Genomic DNA, 15,386 nt, shown 5'->3' on the forward strand with positions numbered 1-15,386 from the left:
CCTTGATTATTCGCCGATAAGACACATGGCGAACATTGAGAGCGTTTATACGTACGAGGGGACGGATGACATCCACACGCTGATACTCGGCAGAGCGATAACCGGATTGCAGGCGTTCAGGAGGGAGCTGATCGTCAAATGAAGAGCTTTCCCCCATTTAACGACCTGTTTGTTCTGGAACTGGGGCAGGCAGTTGCGGGACCGTACATCGGCACTCTGCTGGCAGACCTGGGAGCGGAGGTAATCCATATCGAGAGGCCTAAGGTGGGCGATCTTGCCAGGCACTGGATACCAATAAGGGGAGATCTCAGCTTCTACTTTGGTGTGGTGAACAGGAACAAGAAGTCGATGACCCTCGATTTGAAGCACGAGAAGGGAAAAGAGATCTTCTTTAAACTGGCCGAGAAGGCGGATGTGATAATCGAGAACTTCGTTCCAGGAGTTGTGAAGAAGCTCGGAGTTGACTACGAGACTGTTAAGGAAATAAACCCGGATGTGATCTACTGTCACGTTTCCGGTTTTGGGCAGGATGGACCCTACAGGGATAGACCAGCCTTTGATCAGCTCATTCAGGGTGAAGCCGGGATAATAAGCTATACGGGTACGAGAGACACGCCATGCAAGATAAACGTTCCAATTACAGACCTCTTGGCATCCATGTACGGTACTTACGCTGTGCTTGCTGCGTTACTTAGGAGGGAGAAGACCGGAGAGGGAATGGAGATCGACATCTCTCTTTTCGACTGTGCTGTAACCATGATGCTCAATCTGATGAACATGGCGATTGTTGAGGGCATGAAGGATGAAGAGCTGAGGATGGGGACAAAGTACTTTCTCGCCACTCCTTACGAGCCCTATCCCGCTGGAGACGGAAAGCTCGTGAACATAGTTGTGGCCACCGAGTGGCACTGGAAGGCCTTCTGCAAGGCTGTTGGACTGGAGAGCCTTATAGAGGATCCGAGGTTTGCAACAAATCAGCAGAGATTGAAGCACAGGGAGGAGCTGGAAAGGATAATTGTAGAGAAACTTAAGGAAAAACCCAGGGATGAGTGGGTGGAAATTCTGCTTAAGGCGGGCATCCCCTGTGGTGCTGTGAACACAATTGAAGAGGTCATCGAACATCCACAGACGAGGCACAGAGGAACGGTTGTGGATGTTGAGTATCCGGGGCTGGGTGAAATCAAGCTGTTCAACAATCCTGTAAAGTTTTCTGGATTTGAAGTGAAGGTCAGAAGACCTCCAAAGCTTGGAGAACATACGGATGAAATTCTGAGGTCAGTGGGAATTTCGGAGGAGGAAATTGAAGCCCTCAGGAAGGAGGGTGTGGTTTGATGACCCCTGATCTAACAGATTTAAAAATGAAAACATTTTTAAGTGTAATTTTTTTAGTGAAATTGCAAAAATGTGGTGAGGTGGTATGTTGAAGAGGTTACTGATATTGGTGCTGGTGGGTGTTGTTTTGTTTTTTGCAGGATGTGCACAACAGCAGCAGCCTGCAGCACAGCAGCAGCCTGCAGCCAAAGAAGAGACTCTCTATTTTGGAGCTCCAATAAGCCTTTCGGGGAAGTTTGCTGACGAAGGTAAGGCATCTCTTTACGGTATGCAGGTGGCTGCGAAATGGATCAACGAGCATGGGGGGATTAAGGTAGGTGACAAGACCTACAAGATCGAGATAAAGTACTATGACGATGAGTCAAAGAAAGAGAACGTCCAGAGTCTGATCGAGAGGCTGGCAACGGTGGATAAGGTCAAGTTCATCCTCGCACCCTACAGCTCTGGTCTTACACTGGCCGCAGCGCCCATTGCCGAGAAGTACAAGGTTCTGCTGAACAGCCATGGCGGTGCGAGTGACTACATCTTCGAGCAGGGCTACTACTACGTTGTCCAGACTCTCAGTCCAGCAAGCAAGTACCAGATCGGATTCCTCGACATGGTTCACAAGCTTGATCCGAATGCAAAGAGGCTGGCGCTGGTTTACGAGGATGGAGAGTTCTCCAGAGCAGTCCACCAGGCTGCCAAGGAGTATGCCAAGAAACTTGGATTTGAGATCGTTTACGAAAAGACCTATCCACGAGGAACCAACGACCTGTCCCCCATCCTGAATGAACTCAAGGCCACGAAACCCGATGTTATAATTGGCGGTGGACATTTCGCTGACGGGCAGTTGCTTGCGAAGCAGCTTGCCGAACTGGACATAAACATCAAAGCCATTTCAATACTCGTCGCTCCAACGTTCCCCCAGTTCTACGAGGCATTGGGCAACAAGGCGGAGGGCATTTGCGGTCCTGCACAGTGGGAGGTTGGTGCGAAGTACTCTCCTGACGTTGCCAAAAAGCTTGGTGTGGAGTGGTACGGACCAACTCAGGATGAGTTCCTGTCAATGTACAGAGAGCTGGCTGGTAAGGATGCCGTTCCACCCTACCAGGCGGCTGAAGCTGCAGCAGCGGTGCTGAGTTATGCAAAGGCAATCGAAAAGGCGCAGAGCCTCGATCCGACCAAGGTCAGGGAGGCTATGAACGACCTCAAATTCATGTGCCTCTATGGTCTCTGGCAGATTGATCCGAAGACAGGAAAACAGATTGGACACGACATGGTGATAATCCAGTGGCAGAACGGCGAAAAGAAGATCGTGTGGCCAGAATCTGCAGCCACCGCAACTCCATGCTATCCGATGCCAACATGGGAGGAGAAGGCAAACGGAGCGACGTGTGGTAGCTGATTAATTTTTTAATTTTTAATTTTTGGTGATGCTATGGCTTTTGTAGAACAGATGTTAGCGAACCTGCTGTACGGGGCGATCCTTGGAGCGGTGTATGGCCTTGCAACAATGGGCCTCAGTCTTATCTTCGGGGTACTGAGAATCGTCAATGTCGGACATGGCGCCTTTATCATGGTTGGAGCTTTCACAGCCTACTGGATGTTTACTCTCTACGGAGTATCTCCAGTCCTCTCTATACCGCTTGCAATGGCTGCAGGTATGATAATTGGAGTGGCGATCTATCTCGTTGTTGTTAAAAGGTTAATCGATGCTCCAGAGCTGTCAACACTTCTTGCCATGTTTGCAATCGGAATATTCATAGAAGAGGCCGCAAAGCTGATCTGGGGTGCGGACTACGTCGGATATAGCTGGGAAATTGGCAGCATTTCACTGCCGTTCACCGAAATACCCTACACGAAGCTGGTGGCATTTATCTCGAGCATCCTGATTGCAGCGGCAGTATACCTGTGGTTCAGGAAGACCAAACTGGGTAAGGCCGTTAGAGCTGTCGTGGAGGATAGAGATGGGGCAATAACCTGTGGTATTGACGTGAACAGGATATACGCACTCAGCTTTGCCCTTGGTATTGGACTGACGGTCCTCAGCGGGGTGCTTGTTACCCTTTTCACACCTGTTGGAATCAACGCCTACATGGGTGGAGAGTACACTCTCAAGGCCTTCGTCATAGCTGTTCTCGGTGGACTGGCATCTCCCTGGGGGGCTTTCTATGCTGGGTTCATTTTCGGCCTTATAGAGAATGGAAGCTACACACTACTTGGACTGATCCCGGGAATTGAGCCCTTCGGCCTCACGAGGTTTGTGAGCTTTGCTGTCCTGATGCTTGTGCTGTTAATCAAACCAACAGGCCTGCTGGGAGGTGAATGAATGAAGAGCTACCGACCGCTGATAACGCTGTTTCTCTCCTATGCAGTAATGATCGCCATCGGACAGTCCGTAGAGGGAATGTGGCAGCCGGTAATGCTCGTGGTATTTTACATAGCCATAGGGCAGGCTCTGAACGTCTTTCTTGGAATGACCGGGTACGTCAACTTCGGTTACGTTGCTCTGCTGGGTGTTGGTGCGTACGGAATGGGTGTTGCCCTGGGCTACTACAACCAGCTTGGACTTGTACCGACTCTCGTTCTCGGATTTGTCCTGGCGGCACTTTTTGCACTGCTGGTTTCAATACTGGTCGGTGGTATAGCACTTAGATTGAGAGGGGCATATTTCGCAATTGCAACCATCGGTGTCAACGAGGCTATCAAGTATCTGATTATGGGTGCCAAAATCTGGGGAGGATCTGAAGGGATAGTGCTTTCAGGAATACTGAGAAAAGCCTTTGGTGCGGATATGATGAGGTTTCTGTCCACAACCTTTGCTGATGCAAGCGTGATTACGGTTGCGATAGCTGCAGGTATTGTCACAGCTTATATTCTGAACAGTCGTGTGGGTTATGCTCTGATAGCTCTGAGGGAGGATGAGGAGGCTGCAAAAGTTATGGGCATTAATGTTACAAAGTACAAGCTTGTGGCCTTCATGGTAAGCTGTGTACTCGCCGGTCTGATTGGCGCAACCGCCTGGACACTCAAGCTAACGTATGTCTTCCCCGAAGACGTGTTTGCCATAAACTATACCGTGGAGGCGATAGTCATAGTCATGCTGGGCGGTGCAGGAACACTTCTCGGACCCGTGGTGGGCGGTCTGATTTACGCTTTGCTGAAATACTACCTGGCAATAGCATTTCCGGGAATGCAGTTGCTGATCCTGGCTCCTCTGCTTATCGCAGTGATACTGGTTTTTCCTGAGGGGGTTGTTGGCTACCTCGCAAAGAGAGCAAGAGGAACGAGATTTGAGAATTTCATAAGGTGATTGCAATGCTGCTCAAACTTGAGGGTGTGACGAAGAGGTTTGGAGGGCTGGTTGCCGTAAACTCGCTTGATCTCGAGATAGACGAAGGGGAGAAACTTGGAGTTGTGGGGCCAAACGGGAGCGGTAAAACTACGCTGTACAACCTCATAAGCGGAGTGTACATGCCGGATGAGGGCCGGATATTTTTTGATGGAAAGGAGATCACCAATATGCCCCCTCACGAGAGAACAAAGCTCGGAATAGCCAGAACCTTCCAGATACCACGACCCTTCGGTTCTGCGAGTGTGAGGGAGAATGTGGCAATAGGGGCAATGTTTGGAAGGGCGAATGCAGGTGTGGATGAGGCTCTTGAGATGGCTGACGAATATCTGCAAATGGTTGGGATGTACGATTTAAGAGATAAGGAAGCAAAACTGCTCACGCCCCTAGAAAAAAAGCTGATGGAGCTTGCAAGGGCGCTGGCAATGAAACCAAAACTCCTTCTTCTGGATGAGCTGCTTGCCGGAATGAATCCCAAGGATATCACTAGGATTCTTGACCTGATAAGCAAGGTTAGAGAGGAGGAGAATATAGCAAGCATTGCGATGGTCGAGCATTTAATGCACGCCATTACTAAATTTGCCGAAAGGGTTGTGGTGATGCATCAGGGTTCAAAGCTCATAGAGGGACCAACAATGGAGGTTCTCAACGACCCTAAGGTTATTGAGGTGTATTTGGGTGAAAAGCTCAAAATAGGGTGATCGGATGCTGAACGTTTCAGGTCTTGAGTCAGGCTATGGAGAGATGCAGGTTCTCTGGGGAGTGGACTTGGAAGTGAAGGAAAAGAGTGTCACAGTCGTTCTGGGTCCAAACGGGGCAGGAAAGAGTACAACTCTTAAAACAATCTTTGGCACCTTAAAACCCTGGAGTGGAAGGGTAGAGTACATAGGGGAGGACGTGACCAACACTCCACCCCACAAAAAAGTTGAGCTCGGCATAACCTTTGTTCCGGAGGGCAGACACCTGTTTCCAAACATGACGGTAAAAGACAACCTGCTGATGGGGGCTTACCTTAAAAAGGCTGAAGAAAAGCTTGAAGAGTCACTGGAACTTGTTTACACTCTGTTTCCCAGACTGAAGGAAAGAGAAACTCAGAAGGCCGGAACCCTTAGTGGAGGTGAACAGCAGATGCTGGCAATTGCCAGAGCCCTCATGACATCCCCAAACCTGATATTGATGGATGAACCAAGCCAGGGACTTGCTCCAAAGCTGGTGAAAGAAGTATTCGAGACCATACTGAGACTTAAGGACGAAGGTTTGACGATTCTTCTTGTTGAGCAGAACGTATTTGCCTCACTGGAAATTTCAGATTATGCATACGTGCTGCATGAGGGCAAAATTGCGTTCGGCGGTACGGTGGATGAGGTTAAGGAGAGTGATGAGATAAAGAAAGCATATCTGGGGGTGTGAAAATGGCAATTGTTGTGGCAGTTGACCACTCTGAAAGAACTCCACGAATTCTGGATTTTGCGGTAAACGAGGCAAAGCTGAGAAATGAGAAACTTCTGTTCATTCACTCGCTGTACGGGGGGGATAAGACGGATGAAAAGGAAATCGAAGCTGGTGAGAGACTTCTGGACTACGTCGTTAGCCTTGCTCAGAGCAGAGGGGTGGAGGCCGAAAAGCACCTTCTTGTGAGGGGTAAGGAGCCTGAAGACGACATTGTAGAGTTTGCCGAGGAGGTAGATGCGTCTCTGATCATCATTGGCGTCAGGAAAAGAAGACCGGCAGGGAAGCTCTTGTTCGGAAGTGTCGCACAGCAGGTAATTCTCAATGCAAAACAGCCTGTCGTCTGTATAAAATAACTTTTTTAGAGAACTTTTTTTAATTTTGTCACTGAATGTAGTTGAGTAATGCTTATTTTAGGGATTTCGGCTTCAGAGATGTAATGGAGGGGCATAAGAACTGTTATTGCAGAGCCGATTAGAGAAGGGAGGAAACCTGTGAATTCAAAAGTTCTTCTAAAGCTTCCTTCTCCACCGAAAAATGCTGACAATCCGTGCATTATCGCTGCTAAGATTGGTCAGACTGCAAACATTCCAATAAAGCTGCCGATGTAAGCTCCTATTGCAAAGAACTTAGCCCAATTCAACAGGAAGATCCTGAGAAAGCTTGGTTACGAGGAAGTACTGGTACGCTGAAACCAGTACGGATAAAGTAACGACTATCACCAACTTATCCTAACCTCTTTCCCGACAACGCGAAGAAAGCAGGTGTGGATGCTTATTACCTGATCGAGGAGTTTGGAAGGACACATATGCGAAGATTTTGATCAGACTCAGCATGTTGATTGTACGTTCCATACTTAACAGTTTCCTTATTTAACTTATCCATAATTTTTTGATAGAGATTGTATATCGTAAGACTTAAATAGACATAGCATGCAGATTGTGATGAGCAGAATGAGGTGGGTTAGAGATGTATGAGGTAAAGGACTGGAACGAGGAAGTGATGAAGTGGCTGGCTGTTGGGCTCTGTCTGGCTATGGTAGGGATGGCGGTGATGCCGATGGCTGTTGGAGATGCGACAGCCGTTTATGCGTATTACTCAGGAGAGGACATGAACCCGTACCTTGCCTCAGGTGGACTTATCGCCGGTTTCGGTTTTATGAAGGCAAGCGATCTTCTATTGGTCGCTGAGCTGGCTGGGGTTGCTACTGCTGGTGTGGGTGCTGCAGTGCTAGTAGGAATAGGTGTGGGAGTAATAGCATGAGGCGGTAGAATGAACAGCACTCCCTTTTATTTAATTTTTGGGGCAACTCTCATCGAGATTGCAAAGATAATTAGACCAAAACTAAAAAAATCTGCAGTAGTAGCGGCTGTACAGCTCTTTGTTTTAATATTATCGATATTAGCAACCGTTAAATACTCGGTAAGCATATTATTCGTATTGGCGTCAATTTTAATGGTAACCGTAATTGTAACTGAGGTAGGTGAGATTTATATAGTACGGAATCTAACTCTAACTCAAAAGTTTGTTATGGTCTTTTGCATAATTTCAGTAGGGGTCGCGCTTATAGTTTACGGAACGGTGGTGAAATGAACGAAAAAACAAGCAAAAAAGACTTTGATGAAAAAGTAAACAAAGTTGTGAAATATGGTATTACATTTGGGTTGCTTACAGGACTTTTGATAGCCATTCTGGAGCACCTAACTGGCGCGAAAGGCAAAATAGCGGAGTATAGTATTGTATTTCTTAGTATCTCTGGATTTGTTATTTTTGTAATTTTTATTGTTTATACAATGGTACAACTACAGTCTAAGAGATAGAAAAGTATGAGACAAGTCTCTGTATTTCTATCTTTACTCTGTTTCGTTCTATCATTCTTGTTGGGTGTATACAGTGTGCTGGATTACAACGACAACATCCGTAAATTGGACAATTTGAACTTAGACATCCAGTATTCTGTAGCGAATCTAACGTTTGCATCTATCCTGAAAACAAATTTGGTCGTGATTGCCCAGTTGCTGGTGGGATCGTTTCTATTTGGCCTTACAACCTTTTTGAGTGTAGGGGTCAACGGATACCACTTAGGTAGCTATACAGCAACAGCAATTTTAAATAGATCGTTTGACAAATTTTTAGTTCTTACGATACCCCACGCCATCTTCGAAATCCCAGCCATAATAACAGCCGGCGCAGCGGGCTTCAAGATCCCATGCGAGATCATCCGCTATCTGCTTGGCAAAAAAGAGCGAATTCTAACAAAAGAAGACATCAAAGAATACCTAACCCTCGCTTTAATCTCTATCATCTTAATCGTAATAGCAGCTTGGGTCGAAGCTAACGTCACGCTGAGGATTGCCAAAACAATGCTTAAGACAAAAGGTATTTGAAGACTCGAATTGACTAACTAACATGGGTAAGGTAATAGAAGCCGTGTATGAAAAAGGAGTATTTAAGCCTCTTGAGAAAGTTGATTTAGATGAGGGAGTAACCGTAGAGATTGTGGTAAGGAGAAAAGCATCGAGGGGCTTATCAAAACTACTTGAGAAATACATCGTTAAATCAGATGTAGATTTAACGAAAGGATTAATAGAGGAAAGAAGATGATAGTTTTAGATACATCAGTTTTTACGGATTATTTAGTCATATTTGACGAAAATCGACACCGAAAAGCTAAAGAATTCGTTGACGAGTTATCCGAGCGTGATTATGTAATTTATGAGCCATTTTTGTTCGAAGTCGAGCTTGCAGGAGTATTGAGAAGGAAATACACTGAAAAGAAGACTCGTAAGTTGCTGAAAGACGTAAAGAGTAGGGTTGTAATTGTAGGTGAAACTTCTCTTCGCAGTATCGCTATAGATGTGGTCATTGCAGAGCTGTAGATTCTTATTACATAGCAGTTGCAAAGCTCACGAATTCAATTCTGATAACGAACGACAGAATTATGGCGAATAATGCCAAAAAAGCCGGTATTGAAGCATATTATTTGATTGAAGAGTTTGATGAGGCGATAAGCAAAATAAAGAAGTTACAGTAGCTTTAGGATTGACCAGACCTGATAGATTGCGAATAGTGCCGTGGGAATTAAAGCGGTGATGAAGGCTCTTCTCAGTTCAATTTCTCTCGCATGTCTGATTGTGAATGTCCGATGGTTAGGGACCAAGCTGTTATGGCGATATTAATAATTAGGTTTGAATAGATTAAATCCTTAGGGATGATGGAAAGCATTACCGTTTTCATGAGATTAGGATTTTGCTGGTGGTTGACTGAATGGCAAAAACTTTAAATACAGCTTTCTTTATTCCTGAAATATGGGAACATACCTAAAATCAGGGTTTATTAATTCATTAAAGAGTGTAGTCAGTAGTGGAAGGAATGCAGTAATTGCTGAGATAAAGCCATACTCTCCCATACACGGTGACCTCATGAAGGGGAGGGATGTGGAAGACATTCTCCAGGCGTATTTTAATGCAGGGGCTGCGGCCATTTCTTATATCACAGCAGCAGATTTCGGTGGAAGTTTTGAAACTCTTCGCAAAATCTGCCATCTTTCAGAGTTACCAGTTTTGAGGAAGGACTTCATAAGGGATGCTGCAGAAATTGAAAGAAGTGCCGGGGCTGATGTTTCCGCTCTTCTGCTTGTAGCCAGACATCTGAAGGACAGAACAGATGAGATGGTAGATTTATGCTTTGAACATGGAATTGAGCCGGTTGTGGAGGTTCATCATCCTGAAGACCTGCCGTTTGCCAGGAATGCGGATGTGGTTCTGATAAACAACAGAGATATAGACAGAATGGAAACCGACAGTGGCGATGTTAGCGTAACTGCAAGAATCGCTCAGAGAATAAACTGCTTCAAGATAAGTGGAAGTGGGATAGGCAGTATAGAAGACCTGCTCTTTGTCTTGAACTACGCAGATGCGGCCCTCATTGGAACGGCTTTCATGATGGCAGATGACACTGAACGCTTTGTTAGAGCTTTTGTGGAGGCGAAACGATGATCGAGGTTGCTTTTAAAAAGTTGGATTTTGATTCCGCATACAATCTGGCAAGGGAGTTGCCGAATCTCAGTGAGGTGGAAATTGCAGCGATTCTCGGGGCAATTGAGGCGAAGGGTTATGATGGTGAGGCGATAGCTGGATTCGCAAGCGGGGTTGTTGAACACTCATCAGTTGATCTTGGAATAGTCGCAGACACCTGCGGGACGGGGGGCGATAGGGCAGAAACGATAAATGTCAGCACGGCTGTGGCAATCGCCCTCTCCACTCTGCATCCGGTTGCCAAGCATGGCAACAGGTCTGTGAGCTCTAAAAGCGGTTCTGCAGACGTTCTGGAAGCTATGGGGGTAAAAATTGAAATGGAACCAGATTTTGCAAGAAAAATGGTTGACGAGTCAGGATTTGCGTTTCTTTTTGCTCCCCTATACCACAAAGCCTTTTTGAGGGTGGCCTCGGTCAGAAAGAGACTCGGGATCAGAACAATTTTCAACGTAATCGGTCCACTGTCCAACCCCGCAAAACCTGCTTATCAGACTGTAGGTGTTTCAGGTGAAGATCTGATTGATCCGGTTGCAGAAGCAGTCGAACTGATGGAGAGAAGGGTTGTGGTTCTTCATGGATCCGGGATGGATGAAGTGAACCCATCTGGTGAGACGAAAGTTGCAATCGTTGACGGTGGCGTTGACAAACTAACCCTCACACCGGAGGACTTTGGGGTTGAAAGACAGAGAATAGTACGTTGCAAATCACCGGAGGAATCGGCTGAAAGAATCAGGAGCGTTTTTCAGGGTACCGGACTCGAAGAAGACAGGATTTTCATAGCGATAAACTTCTCCATCGCAATGTATTCACTTGGATTTGAGGATTTGAAAGAGAACGTGGAGATTTTTAACGAAAAGCTAGAGAGCGGAGACTTTGCCAGGAAACTGGAGGAGATAATATGCAGAAGCATGAATATGTAAGCCCGGTCAAACTTTATGCTGCTATCAGAGATGAGAGCTATCCCTTTATTCTTGAGTCTGCAGAAAAGAGCGGAAGAGCGAGGCATACGTACATCTCGTTCAATCCCCTCTACACTGTCGAGATTAACAGCAGGACCAGAGTTGACGGGCAGATAATATCGAAAATCTCCGACCCCTTCGATGCGCTGAAGGAAATACATGTCAGGGGATTTCTGGTCGGATATATCGCTTATGATGCTGTGAATAACTACATTGGTAGGGATATTCAGGATGCTTCAGTATTTGGCTGTTATGATTCCTACTTCGTTTATGATCACTATTTGCGTAAGCTCTTCAGCGTTAACGTTGAAAATGCAGACAAAATAGTCGAAAGGGCAAAGAGAACCGAGATCGAAAGGGGCGAAGCCGGATCAGAGATCGTGAAGGCGGGGGACAGGGATGAGTTTATAAGGATGGTGGAAAAGGGAAAGGAGCAGATTTTTGAGGGCGAGGTGTATCAGATAGTTCTTTCCAGAGAGTATGTTGTAAGTACCGACCTTGATCCATTCCAGATTTACCTGAATTTGAGAGAAACCAATCCGAGCCCCTATATGTTTCTGCTGGAGTTCAAAAAATCCCTCATTGGTTCGAGTCCGGAAACTATGGGGAGGGTTGAGGGCAGAACTTTCATCATCAATCCGATTGCCGGTACAGCAAGAAGAGTTGAAGGGAGGGAGAAGGAGATTGCAAAAAAGCTTCTCAGCGACGAGAAGGAGAGGGCAGAACACGTCATGCTTGTTGATCTCGCAAGAAACGACGTTAGAAAAGTGTGCAGGCCGGGAAGTGTTAGGGTTTCGAAGTTCATGGAGGTTGTGAGCTATCCGAGCGTACTCCACATCGAAAGTGAGGTTGTGGGCGAGCTTAAGGCCGGACTGTCACATTTTGATGCGATGAAGGCTGCCTTTCCCGCCGGAACTGTAACGGGAGCACCGAAACTGCGGGCAATAGAGCTGATTGATGAGATTGAAAGGGACAGAAGGGGGGTTTATGCAGGAGCTGTGGGCTACTTTTCCGAAAACGTGTCCGATCTGGCCATTGCGATAAGAATGGTGGAATACGACAGGAAGTGCAGGGTTAGAGCAGGGGCCGGGATAGTTGCGGATTCCATACCGGAAAGTGAGTTCATGGAGACTGAAAACAAGATTGCAAGAGTTCTGAAGGCGGTGGGATTATGATAGTGATTGTTGACTGCAAGGACTCTTTTGTCTACAATTTGGTGGAGTACGTATCCCTTTTTGACAGAGTTAGGGTGGTTGACAGGGATAATGCAAGAAATATTGAGAAGATGAATTTTGACGGCATCATCATTTCTCCCGGTCCGGGCAAGCCTGACAGGAGTCTTGAATTCATTTTTGACTACAACGTGCCGATTCTCGGAGTCTGCCTGGGCCATCAGATGATAGCGGAGATTTTTGGTGGTGAGGTTGGGAAAGTAAAGCCAGTTCATGGAAAGACCTCCGTGGTTAGACACAATTCGGAAGGCATCTTCAAGGGTGTGAGAAACCCGATGAGAGCTGGCAGATATCACTCCCTCGCCGTCATAAAACCTCCTGACGGATTTGAGGTTACGGCGGTGAGCGAGGATGGGGTGATTATGGGGTTGAGGAGGGGCAGCATATATGGAATCCAGTTTCATCCCGAAAGCGTGCTGACTGAGGACGGGTTGAGGATAGTCAGAAATTTCGTGGGGATGTGTCATGATCGTTAAAATTTGTGGGGTCAGAAGTATTGAGGAGCTTGAGGTTGTGGAAAGGTATGCGGATGTAACTGGAGTCGTGGTTAGGAGTAACTCTAAGAGGTGTGTTGACCTTAAAAAGGCGAGAGAAATAATATCGTCTGCCTCAATTCCTGTTTTTGCAGTATCCACAGCTTCCAGCCTTGAAGAGTGGATGGAGGTGGTATCCAAGTTGGAGTGCGGGCTGGTTCAGGTTCACTCTCCCATGCTCGTTGAGGATTTTGAGAGGTTGAAGGAGCACGTTAGGGTTATGAAGGCGTTTATCGTTGGTGACAGCCCTGGTAGGGTGATTCAGGAGATAGAATCGTATTCTCCCCATTTCATTCTCCTCGACTCCGGATGCGGGAGTGGTGTGGTCCACGACTGGAGCGTGAGCAGAGAGGTAGCAAAGAGATACGGAGTTTTCCTGGCCGGAGGGCTAAATCCCGGAAATGTTGAGGAGGCAATAAGGGAAGTGAACCCTATTGGTGTTGATGTGTCGTCTGGTGTCGAGGAGAATGGTGTAAAATCCGAAATTCTCGTTAGAGAGTTTGTTAGGAGGGCAAAAAATGAAGTTTGGTGAGTTCGGTGGTAGATACGTACCTGAAGTCCTGGTTCCTCCACTTGAAGAACTCGAAAAGGCTTACAGTGAGCTTAAGAATGACGATGGGTTCAGAAATGAGCTTGAGTACTATCTCAAGAACTATGCAGGAAGACCCACTCCCCTGTATTTTGCAGCCAATCTTAGCAGAGAGGTTGGAGCAAGAATTTACCTGAAAAGAGAGGATCTGCTTCATGGTGGAGCACACAAGATTAACAATACAATTGGTCAGGCTCTACTTGCGAAGTTTATGGGGAAAACCAGGGTAATAGCTGAGACAGGGGCAGGGCAGCACGGGGTTGCAACGGCAATGGCTGCTGCACTGCTCGGTCTTGATGCTGAGATTTACATGGGTGCAGAGGATTACGAGAGGCAGAAGATGAATGTGTTCAGGATGCGGCTGCTGGGGGCGAAGGTAACTGCTGTTGAGAGCGGTAGCAGGACTCTGAAGGATGCCATAAACGAGGCTTTGAGAGACTGGGTTGAGAGTTTTGAGAACACTCATTACCTGATTGGCTCAGTAGTTGGACCGCATCCCTTTCCCACGATCGTCAGGGACTTCCAGTCCGTGATAGGTGTTGAAACAAAAAAACAGGTGATTGAGGCGGAGAGCAGGCTGCCGGATGCGATTGTCGCATGTGTTGGCGGTGGCAGCAATGCAATGGGAATCTTCCATCCCTTTTTGAGTGATGGGGATGTAAGACTGATAGGCGTGGAAGCTGCCGGTGAGGGCATAGAGACGGGCAGACATTCAGCCTCCCTGAGTGCGGGAAGCAAGGGCGTGCTGCACGGAATGCTGTCCTACTTTTTGCAGGATGAGAGGGGGATGATGCTCGACACGCACAGCATTTCTGCCGGGTTGGATTATCCGGGAGTGGGACCTGAGCATGCATATCTCAAGAAGATTGGCAGGTGTGAGTACGTTGCTGTGAAAGACGACGAGGCGTTGAAGGCCTTCATGATGCTTTCGAAACTCGAGGGGATAATCCCAGCTCTCGAATCTGCGCACGCAATTGCCTACGCAATAAAGATGGCCTCAGAAATGAGCAGGGATGACGTTATAGTGGTCAATCTTTCAGGGAGAGGGGACAAGGATATGGGAATCGTGATGGAGAGGATAGCATGATCAGCAAATCTCTGGTTGTTTTCTTCACCGCAAGCTATCCCACGCCGGAAATGACGGTGGAGTTCATGCTCTGCTCGGCTGAGGCTGGAGCTGACGTCATAGAGCTCGGAATTCCCTTCAGCGATCCGGTTGCTGATGGTAAGACGATTCAGGAGTCCTATATCAGGGCGCTCAGAAATTTTAGGGTTGAGCAGGTTTTTGAGATAGTCAGAGGCTTCAGGAAGGAGTGTGAAAAGCCAGTGGTGATAATGAGCTACTATAACCCGATTTACAGAAAAGGTGTTGGAGAATTCGTGGAGACGGCTTTCGAGAGCGGTGCTGATGCCATGCTAGTCGTCGATCTGCCCTACGACGAGGCTGAGGAGTTCATAGAGATTTGCAGTAAAGTGGGAATGGGAAACGTGTTTCTTGCCGCACCCAACACTCCAGAAGATAGACTCAGGGCAATGGATGAGCTTTCGACATTCATATATCTGGTCTCAACATATGGTGTCACAGGAGAGAGGGATGAGATATCTCCTCTCGCCTTTAAAGCTTTGAAGAGGGTCAAGTCAATCTGCAGAAGTCCAGTAGCGGTTGGTTTCGGCGTTTCAAGGCCGGAGCACGTAAGACAGCTCACGGATGCTGGAGCTGATGGAGTTGTCGTTGGAAGTGCCTTCGTAAGGCTGATAAACGAAAAGGGTGGGGATGCAGTTGAAGACATCAGAAATCTAACGGAGAGGTTGAGGAGTGGTTTGGGGTAAACACCTTTAATTTTTTACCTTCTCCGGAATTGTTTCGTGGGATTTATTCGGGATTTCGTCACCGGTCTTTTCTGGTGGAAAAAGGTTTAAA

General features: G+C 47.0%; 21 protein-coding genes and 1 pseudogene. 21 read left to right on the forward strand and 1 reads right to left on the reverse strand.

Annotated elements, in window-relative coordinates; translation table 11 throughout:
- From JFQ59_RS12825 to JFQ59_RS10745, 8 genes and pseudogenes are all read left to right on the forward strand, one after another.
- Positions 1 to 142: pseudogene (locus tag JFQ59_RS12825) on the forward strand (acyl-CoA dehydrogenase); the annotation flags it as partial.
- On the forward strand, positions 139 to 1,332 hold the full coding sequence (locus tag JFQ59_RS10715) for a CaiB/BaiF CoA transferase family protein (protein ID WP_202320433.1): 1,194 nt from the start codon (positions 139 to 141) through the stop codon (positions 1,330 to 1,332). The pseudogene JFQ59_RS12825 and the gene JFQ59_RS10715, both read left to right, overlap by 4 nt.
- 85 nt (positions 1,333 to 1,417) lie before the next feature.
- Positions 1,418 to 2,719 (forward strand): amino acid ABC transporter substrate-binding protein, encoded by a 1,302-nt coding sequence (locus JFQ59_RS10720; RefSeq protein ID WP_202320435.1) that lies wholly within the window; start codon positions 1,418 to 1,420, stop codon positions 2,717 to 2,719.
- Between the two features lie 33 nt (positions 2,720 to 2,752).
- Positions 2,753 to 3,643 carry a branched-chain amino acid ABC transporter permease gene (locus tag JFQ59_RS10725; RefSeq protein WP_202320436.1) on the forward strand — a complete coding sequence of 297 codons (891 nt, stop codon included), beginning with the start codon at positions 2,753 to 2,755 and terminating at the stop codon, positions 3,641 to 3,643.
- Positions 3,644 to 4,627 carry a branched-chain amino acid ABC transporter permease gene (locus JFQ59_RS10730; protein ID WP_202320438.1) on the forward strand — a complete coding sequence of 328 codons (984 nt, stop codon included), beginning with the start codon at positions 3,644 to 3,646 and terminating at the stop codon, positions 4,625 to 4,627.
- A gap of 5 nt (positions 4,628 to 4,632) precedes the next feature.
- Positions 4,633 to 5,367 carry an ABC transporter ATP-binding protein gene (locus JFQ59_RS10735; protein WP_202320440.1) on the forward strand — a complete coding sequence of 245 codons (735 nt, stop codon included), beginning with the start codon at positions 4,633 to 4,635 and terminating at the stop codon, positions 5,365 to 5,367.
- A 4-nt stretch (positions 5,368 to 5,371) separates the two neighbouring features.
- Complete coding sequence (locus JFQ59_RS10740; protein WP_202320442.1) at positions 5,372 to 6,076, forward strand: ABC transporter ATP-binding protein; 705 nt, start codon at positions 5,372 to 5,374, stop codon at positions 6,074 to 6,076.
- A gap of 2 nt (positions 6,077 to 6,078) precedes the next feature.
- Positions 6,079 to 6,471, forward strand: coding sequence for a universal stress protein (locus JFQ59_RS10745; RefSeq protein WP_202320444.1), 393 nt, complete (start codon positions 6,079 to 6,081; stop codon positions 6,469 to 6,471).
- 5 nt (positions 6,472 to 6,476) lie between these two features.
- Here JFQ59_RS10745 and JFQ59_RS12490 read toward each other — a convergent pair whose 3' ends face one another.
- A complete protein-coding gene (locus tag JFQ59_RS12490) occupies positions 6,477 to 6,662 on the reverse strand; it encodes a hypothetical protein (RefSeq protein WP_330999880.1) in 186 nt (61 codons plus the stop codon).
- Positions 6,663 to 7,084: 422 nt separating this feature from the next.
- Here JFQ59_RS12490 and JFQ59_RS10750 point away from each other — a divergent pair, with 422 nt between their 5' ends.
- The 13 genes from JFQ59_RS10750 (at position 7,085) to trpA (ending at position 15,295) form a co-directional block, all read left to right on the forward strand.
- Entirely contained in the window at positions 7,085 to 7,378 is a 294-nt protein-coding gene (locus JFQ59_RS10750; protein WP_202320446.1) for a hypothetical protein, read from the forward strand.
- A gap of 9 nt (positions 7,379 to 7,387) precedes the next feature.
- Positions 7,388 to 7,708 carry a hypothetical protein gene (locus JFQ59_RS10755; RefSeq protein WP_202320447.1) on the forward strand — a complete coding sequence of 107 codons (321 nt, stop codon included), beginning with the start codon at positions 7,388 to 7,390 and terminating at the stop codon, positions 7,706 to 7,708.
- A complete protein-coding gene (locus JFQ59_RS10760) occupies positions 7,705 to 7,935 on the forward strand; it encodes a hypothetical protein (protein WP_202320449.1) in 231 nt (76 codons plus the stop codon). Before JFQ59_RS10755 ends, JFQ59_RS10760 begins: the two co-directional genes overlap by 4 nt.
- Before the next feature lie 6 nt (positions 7,936 to 7,941).
- Positions 7,942 to 8,502, forward strand: a complete 561-nt coding sequence (locus JFQ59_RS10765) for a stage II sporulation protein M (protein WP_202320451.1) — start codon at positions 7,942 to 7,944, stop codon at positions 8,500 to 8,502.
- Positions 8,503 to 8,524: 22 nt separating this feature from the next.
- Positions 8,525 to 8,719 carry an antitoxin family protein gene (locus JFQ59_RS10770; RefSeq protein ID WP_202320453.1) on the forward strand — a complete coding sequence of 65 codons (195 nt, stop codon included), beginning with the start codon at positions 8,525 to 8,527 and terminating at the stop codon, positions 8,717 to 8,719.
- Positions 8,716 to 8,994 carry a PIN domain-containing protein gene (locus JFQ59_RS10775; RefSeq protein ID WP_202320455.1) on the forward strand — a complete coding sequence of 93 codons (279 nt, stop codon included), beginning with the start codon at positions 8,716 to 8,718 and terminating at the stop codon, positions 8,992 to 8,994. The genes JFQ59_RS10770 and JFQ59_RS10775 overlap by 4 nt, the downstream gene beginning before the upstream one ends.
- Positions 8,995 to 9,423: 429 nt before the next feature.
- Positions 9,424 to 10,113 (forward strand): indole-3-glycerol-phosphate synthase, encoded by a 690-nt coding sequence (locus JFQ59_RS10780; protein ID WP_202320457.1) that lies wholly within the window; start codon positions 9,424 to 9,426, stop codon positions 10,111 to 10,113.
- Positions 10,110 to 11,072, forward strand: a complete 963-nt coding sequence (gene trpD / locus JFQ59_RS10785; RefSeq protein WP_202320459.1) for an anthranilate phosphoribosyltransferase — start codon at positions 10,110 to 10,112, stop codon at positions 11,070 to 11,072. Before JFQ59_RS10780 ends, trpD begins: the two co-directional genes overlap by 4 nt.
- A complete protein-coding gene (locus JFQ59_RS10790; RefSeq protein ID WP_202320461.1) occupies positions 11,051 to 12,286 on the forward strand; it encodes an anthranilate synthase component I in 1,236 nt (411 codons plus the stop codon). The genes trpD and JFQ59_RS10790 overlap by 22 nt, the downstream gene beginning before the upstream one ends.
- Positions 12,283 to 12,819, forward strand: a complete 537-nt coding sequence (locus JFQ59_RS10795; RefSeq protein ID WP_202320463.1) for an anthranilate synthase component II — start codon at positions 12,283 to 12,285, stop codon at positions 12,817 to 12,819. The genes JFQ59_RS10790 and JFQ59_RS10795 overlap by 4 nt, the downstream gene beginning before the upstream one ends.
- Positions 12,809 to 13,408 (forward strand): phosphoribosylanthranilate isomerase, encoded by a 600-nt coding sequence (locus JFQ59_RS10800; protein WP_202320465.1) that lies wholly within the window; start codon positions 12,809 to 12,811, stop codon positions 13,406 to 13,408. The genes JFQ59_RS10795 and JFQ59_RS10800 overlap by 11 nt, the downstream gene beginning before the upstream one ends.
- Positions 13,395 to 14,552 (forward strand): tryptophan synthase subunit beta, encoded by a 1,158-nt coding sequence (trpB, locus tag JFQ59_RS10805; RefSeq protein WP_202320467.1) that lies wholly within the window; start codon positions 13,395 to 13,397, stop codon positions 14,550 to 14,552. The genes JFQ59_RS10800 and trpB overlap by 14 nt, the downstream gene beginning before the upstream one ends.
- Positions 14,549 to 15,295 carry a tryptophan synthase subunit alpha gene (gene trpA, locus JFQ59_RS10810; protein ID WP_202320469.1) on the forward strand — a complete coding sequence of 249 codons (747 nt, stop codon included), beginning with the start codon at positions 14,549 to 14,551 and terminating at the stop codon, positions 15,293 to 15,295. The genes trpB and trpA overlap by 4 nt, the downstream gene beginning before the upstream one ends.
- Positions 15,296 to 15,386: the final 91 nt, after the last annotated feature.

It is taken from the genome of Archaeoglobus neptunius (assembly GCF_016757965.1).
Classification (GTDB): Archaea; Halobacteriota; Archaeoglobi; order Archaeoglobales; family Archaeoglobaceae; genus Archaeoglobus; species Archaeoglobus neptunius.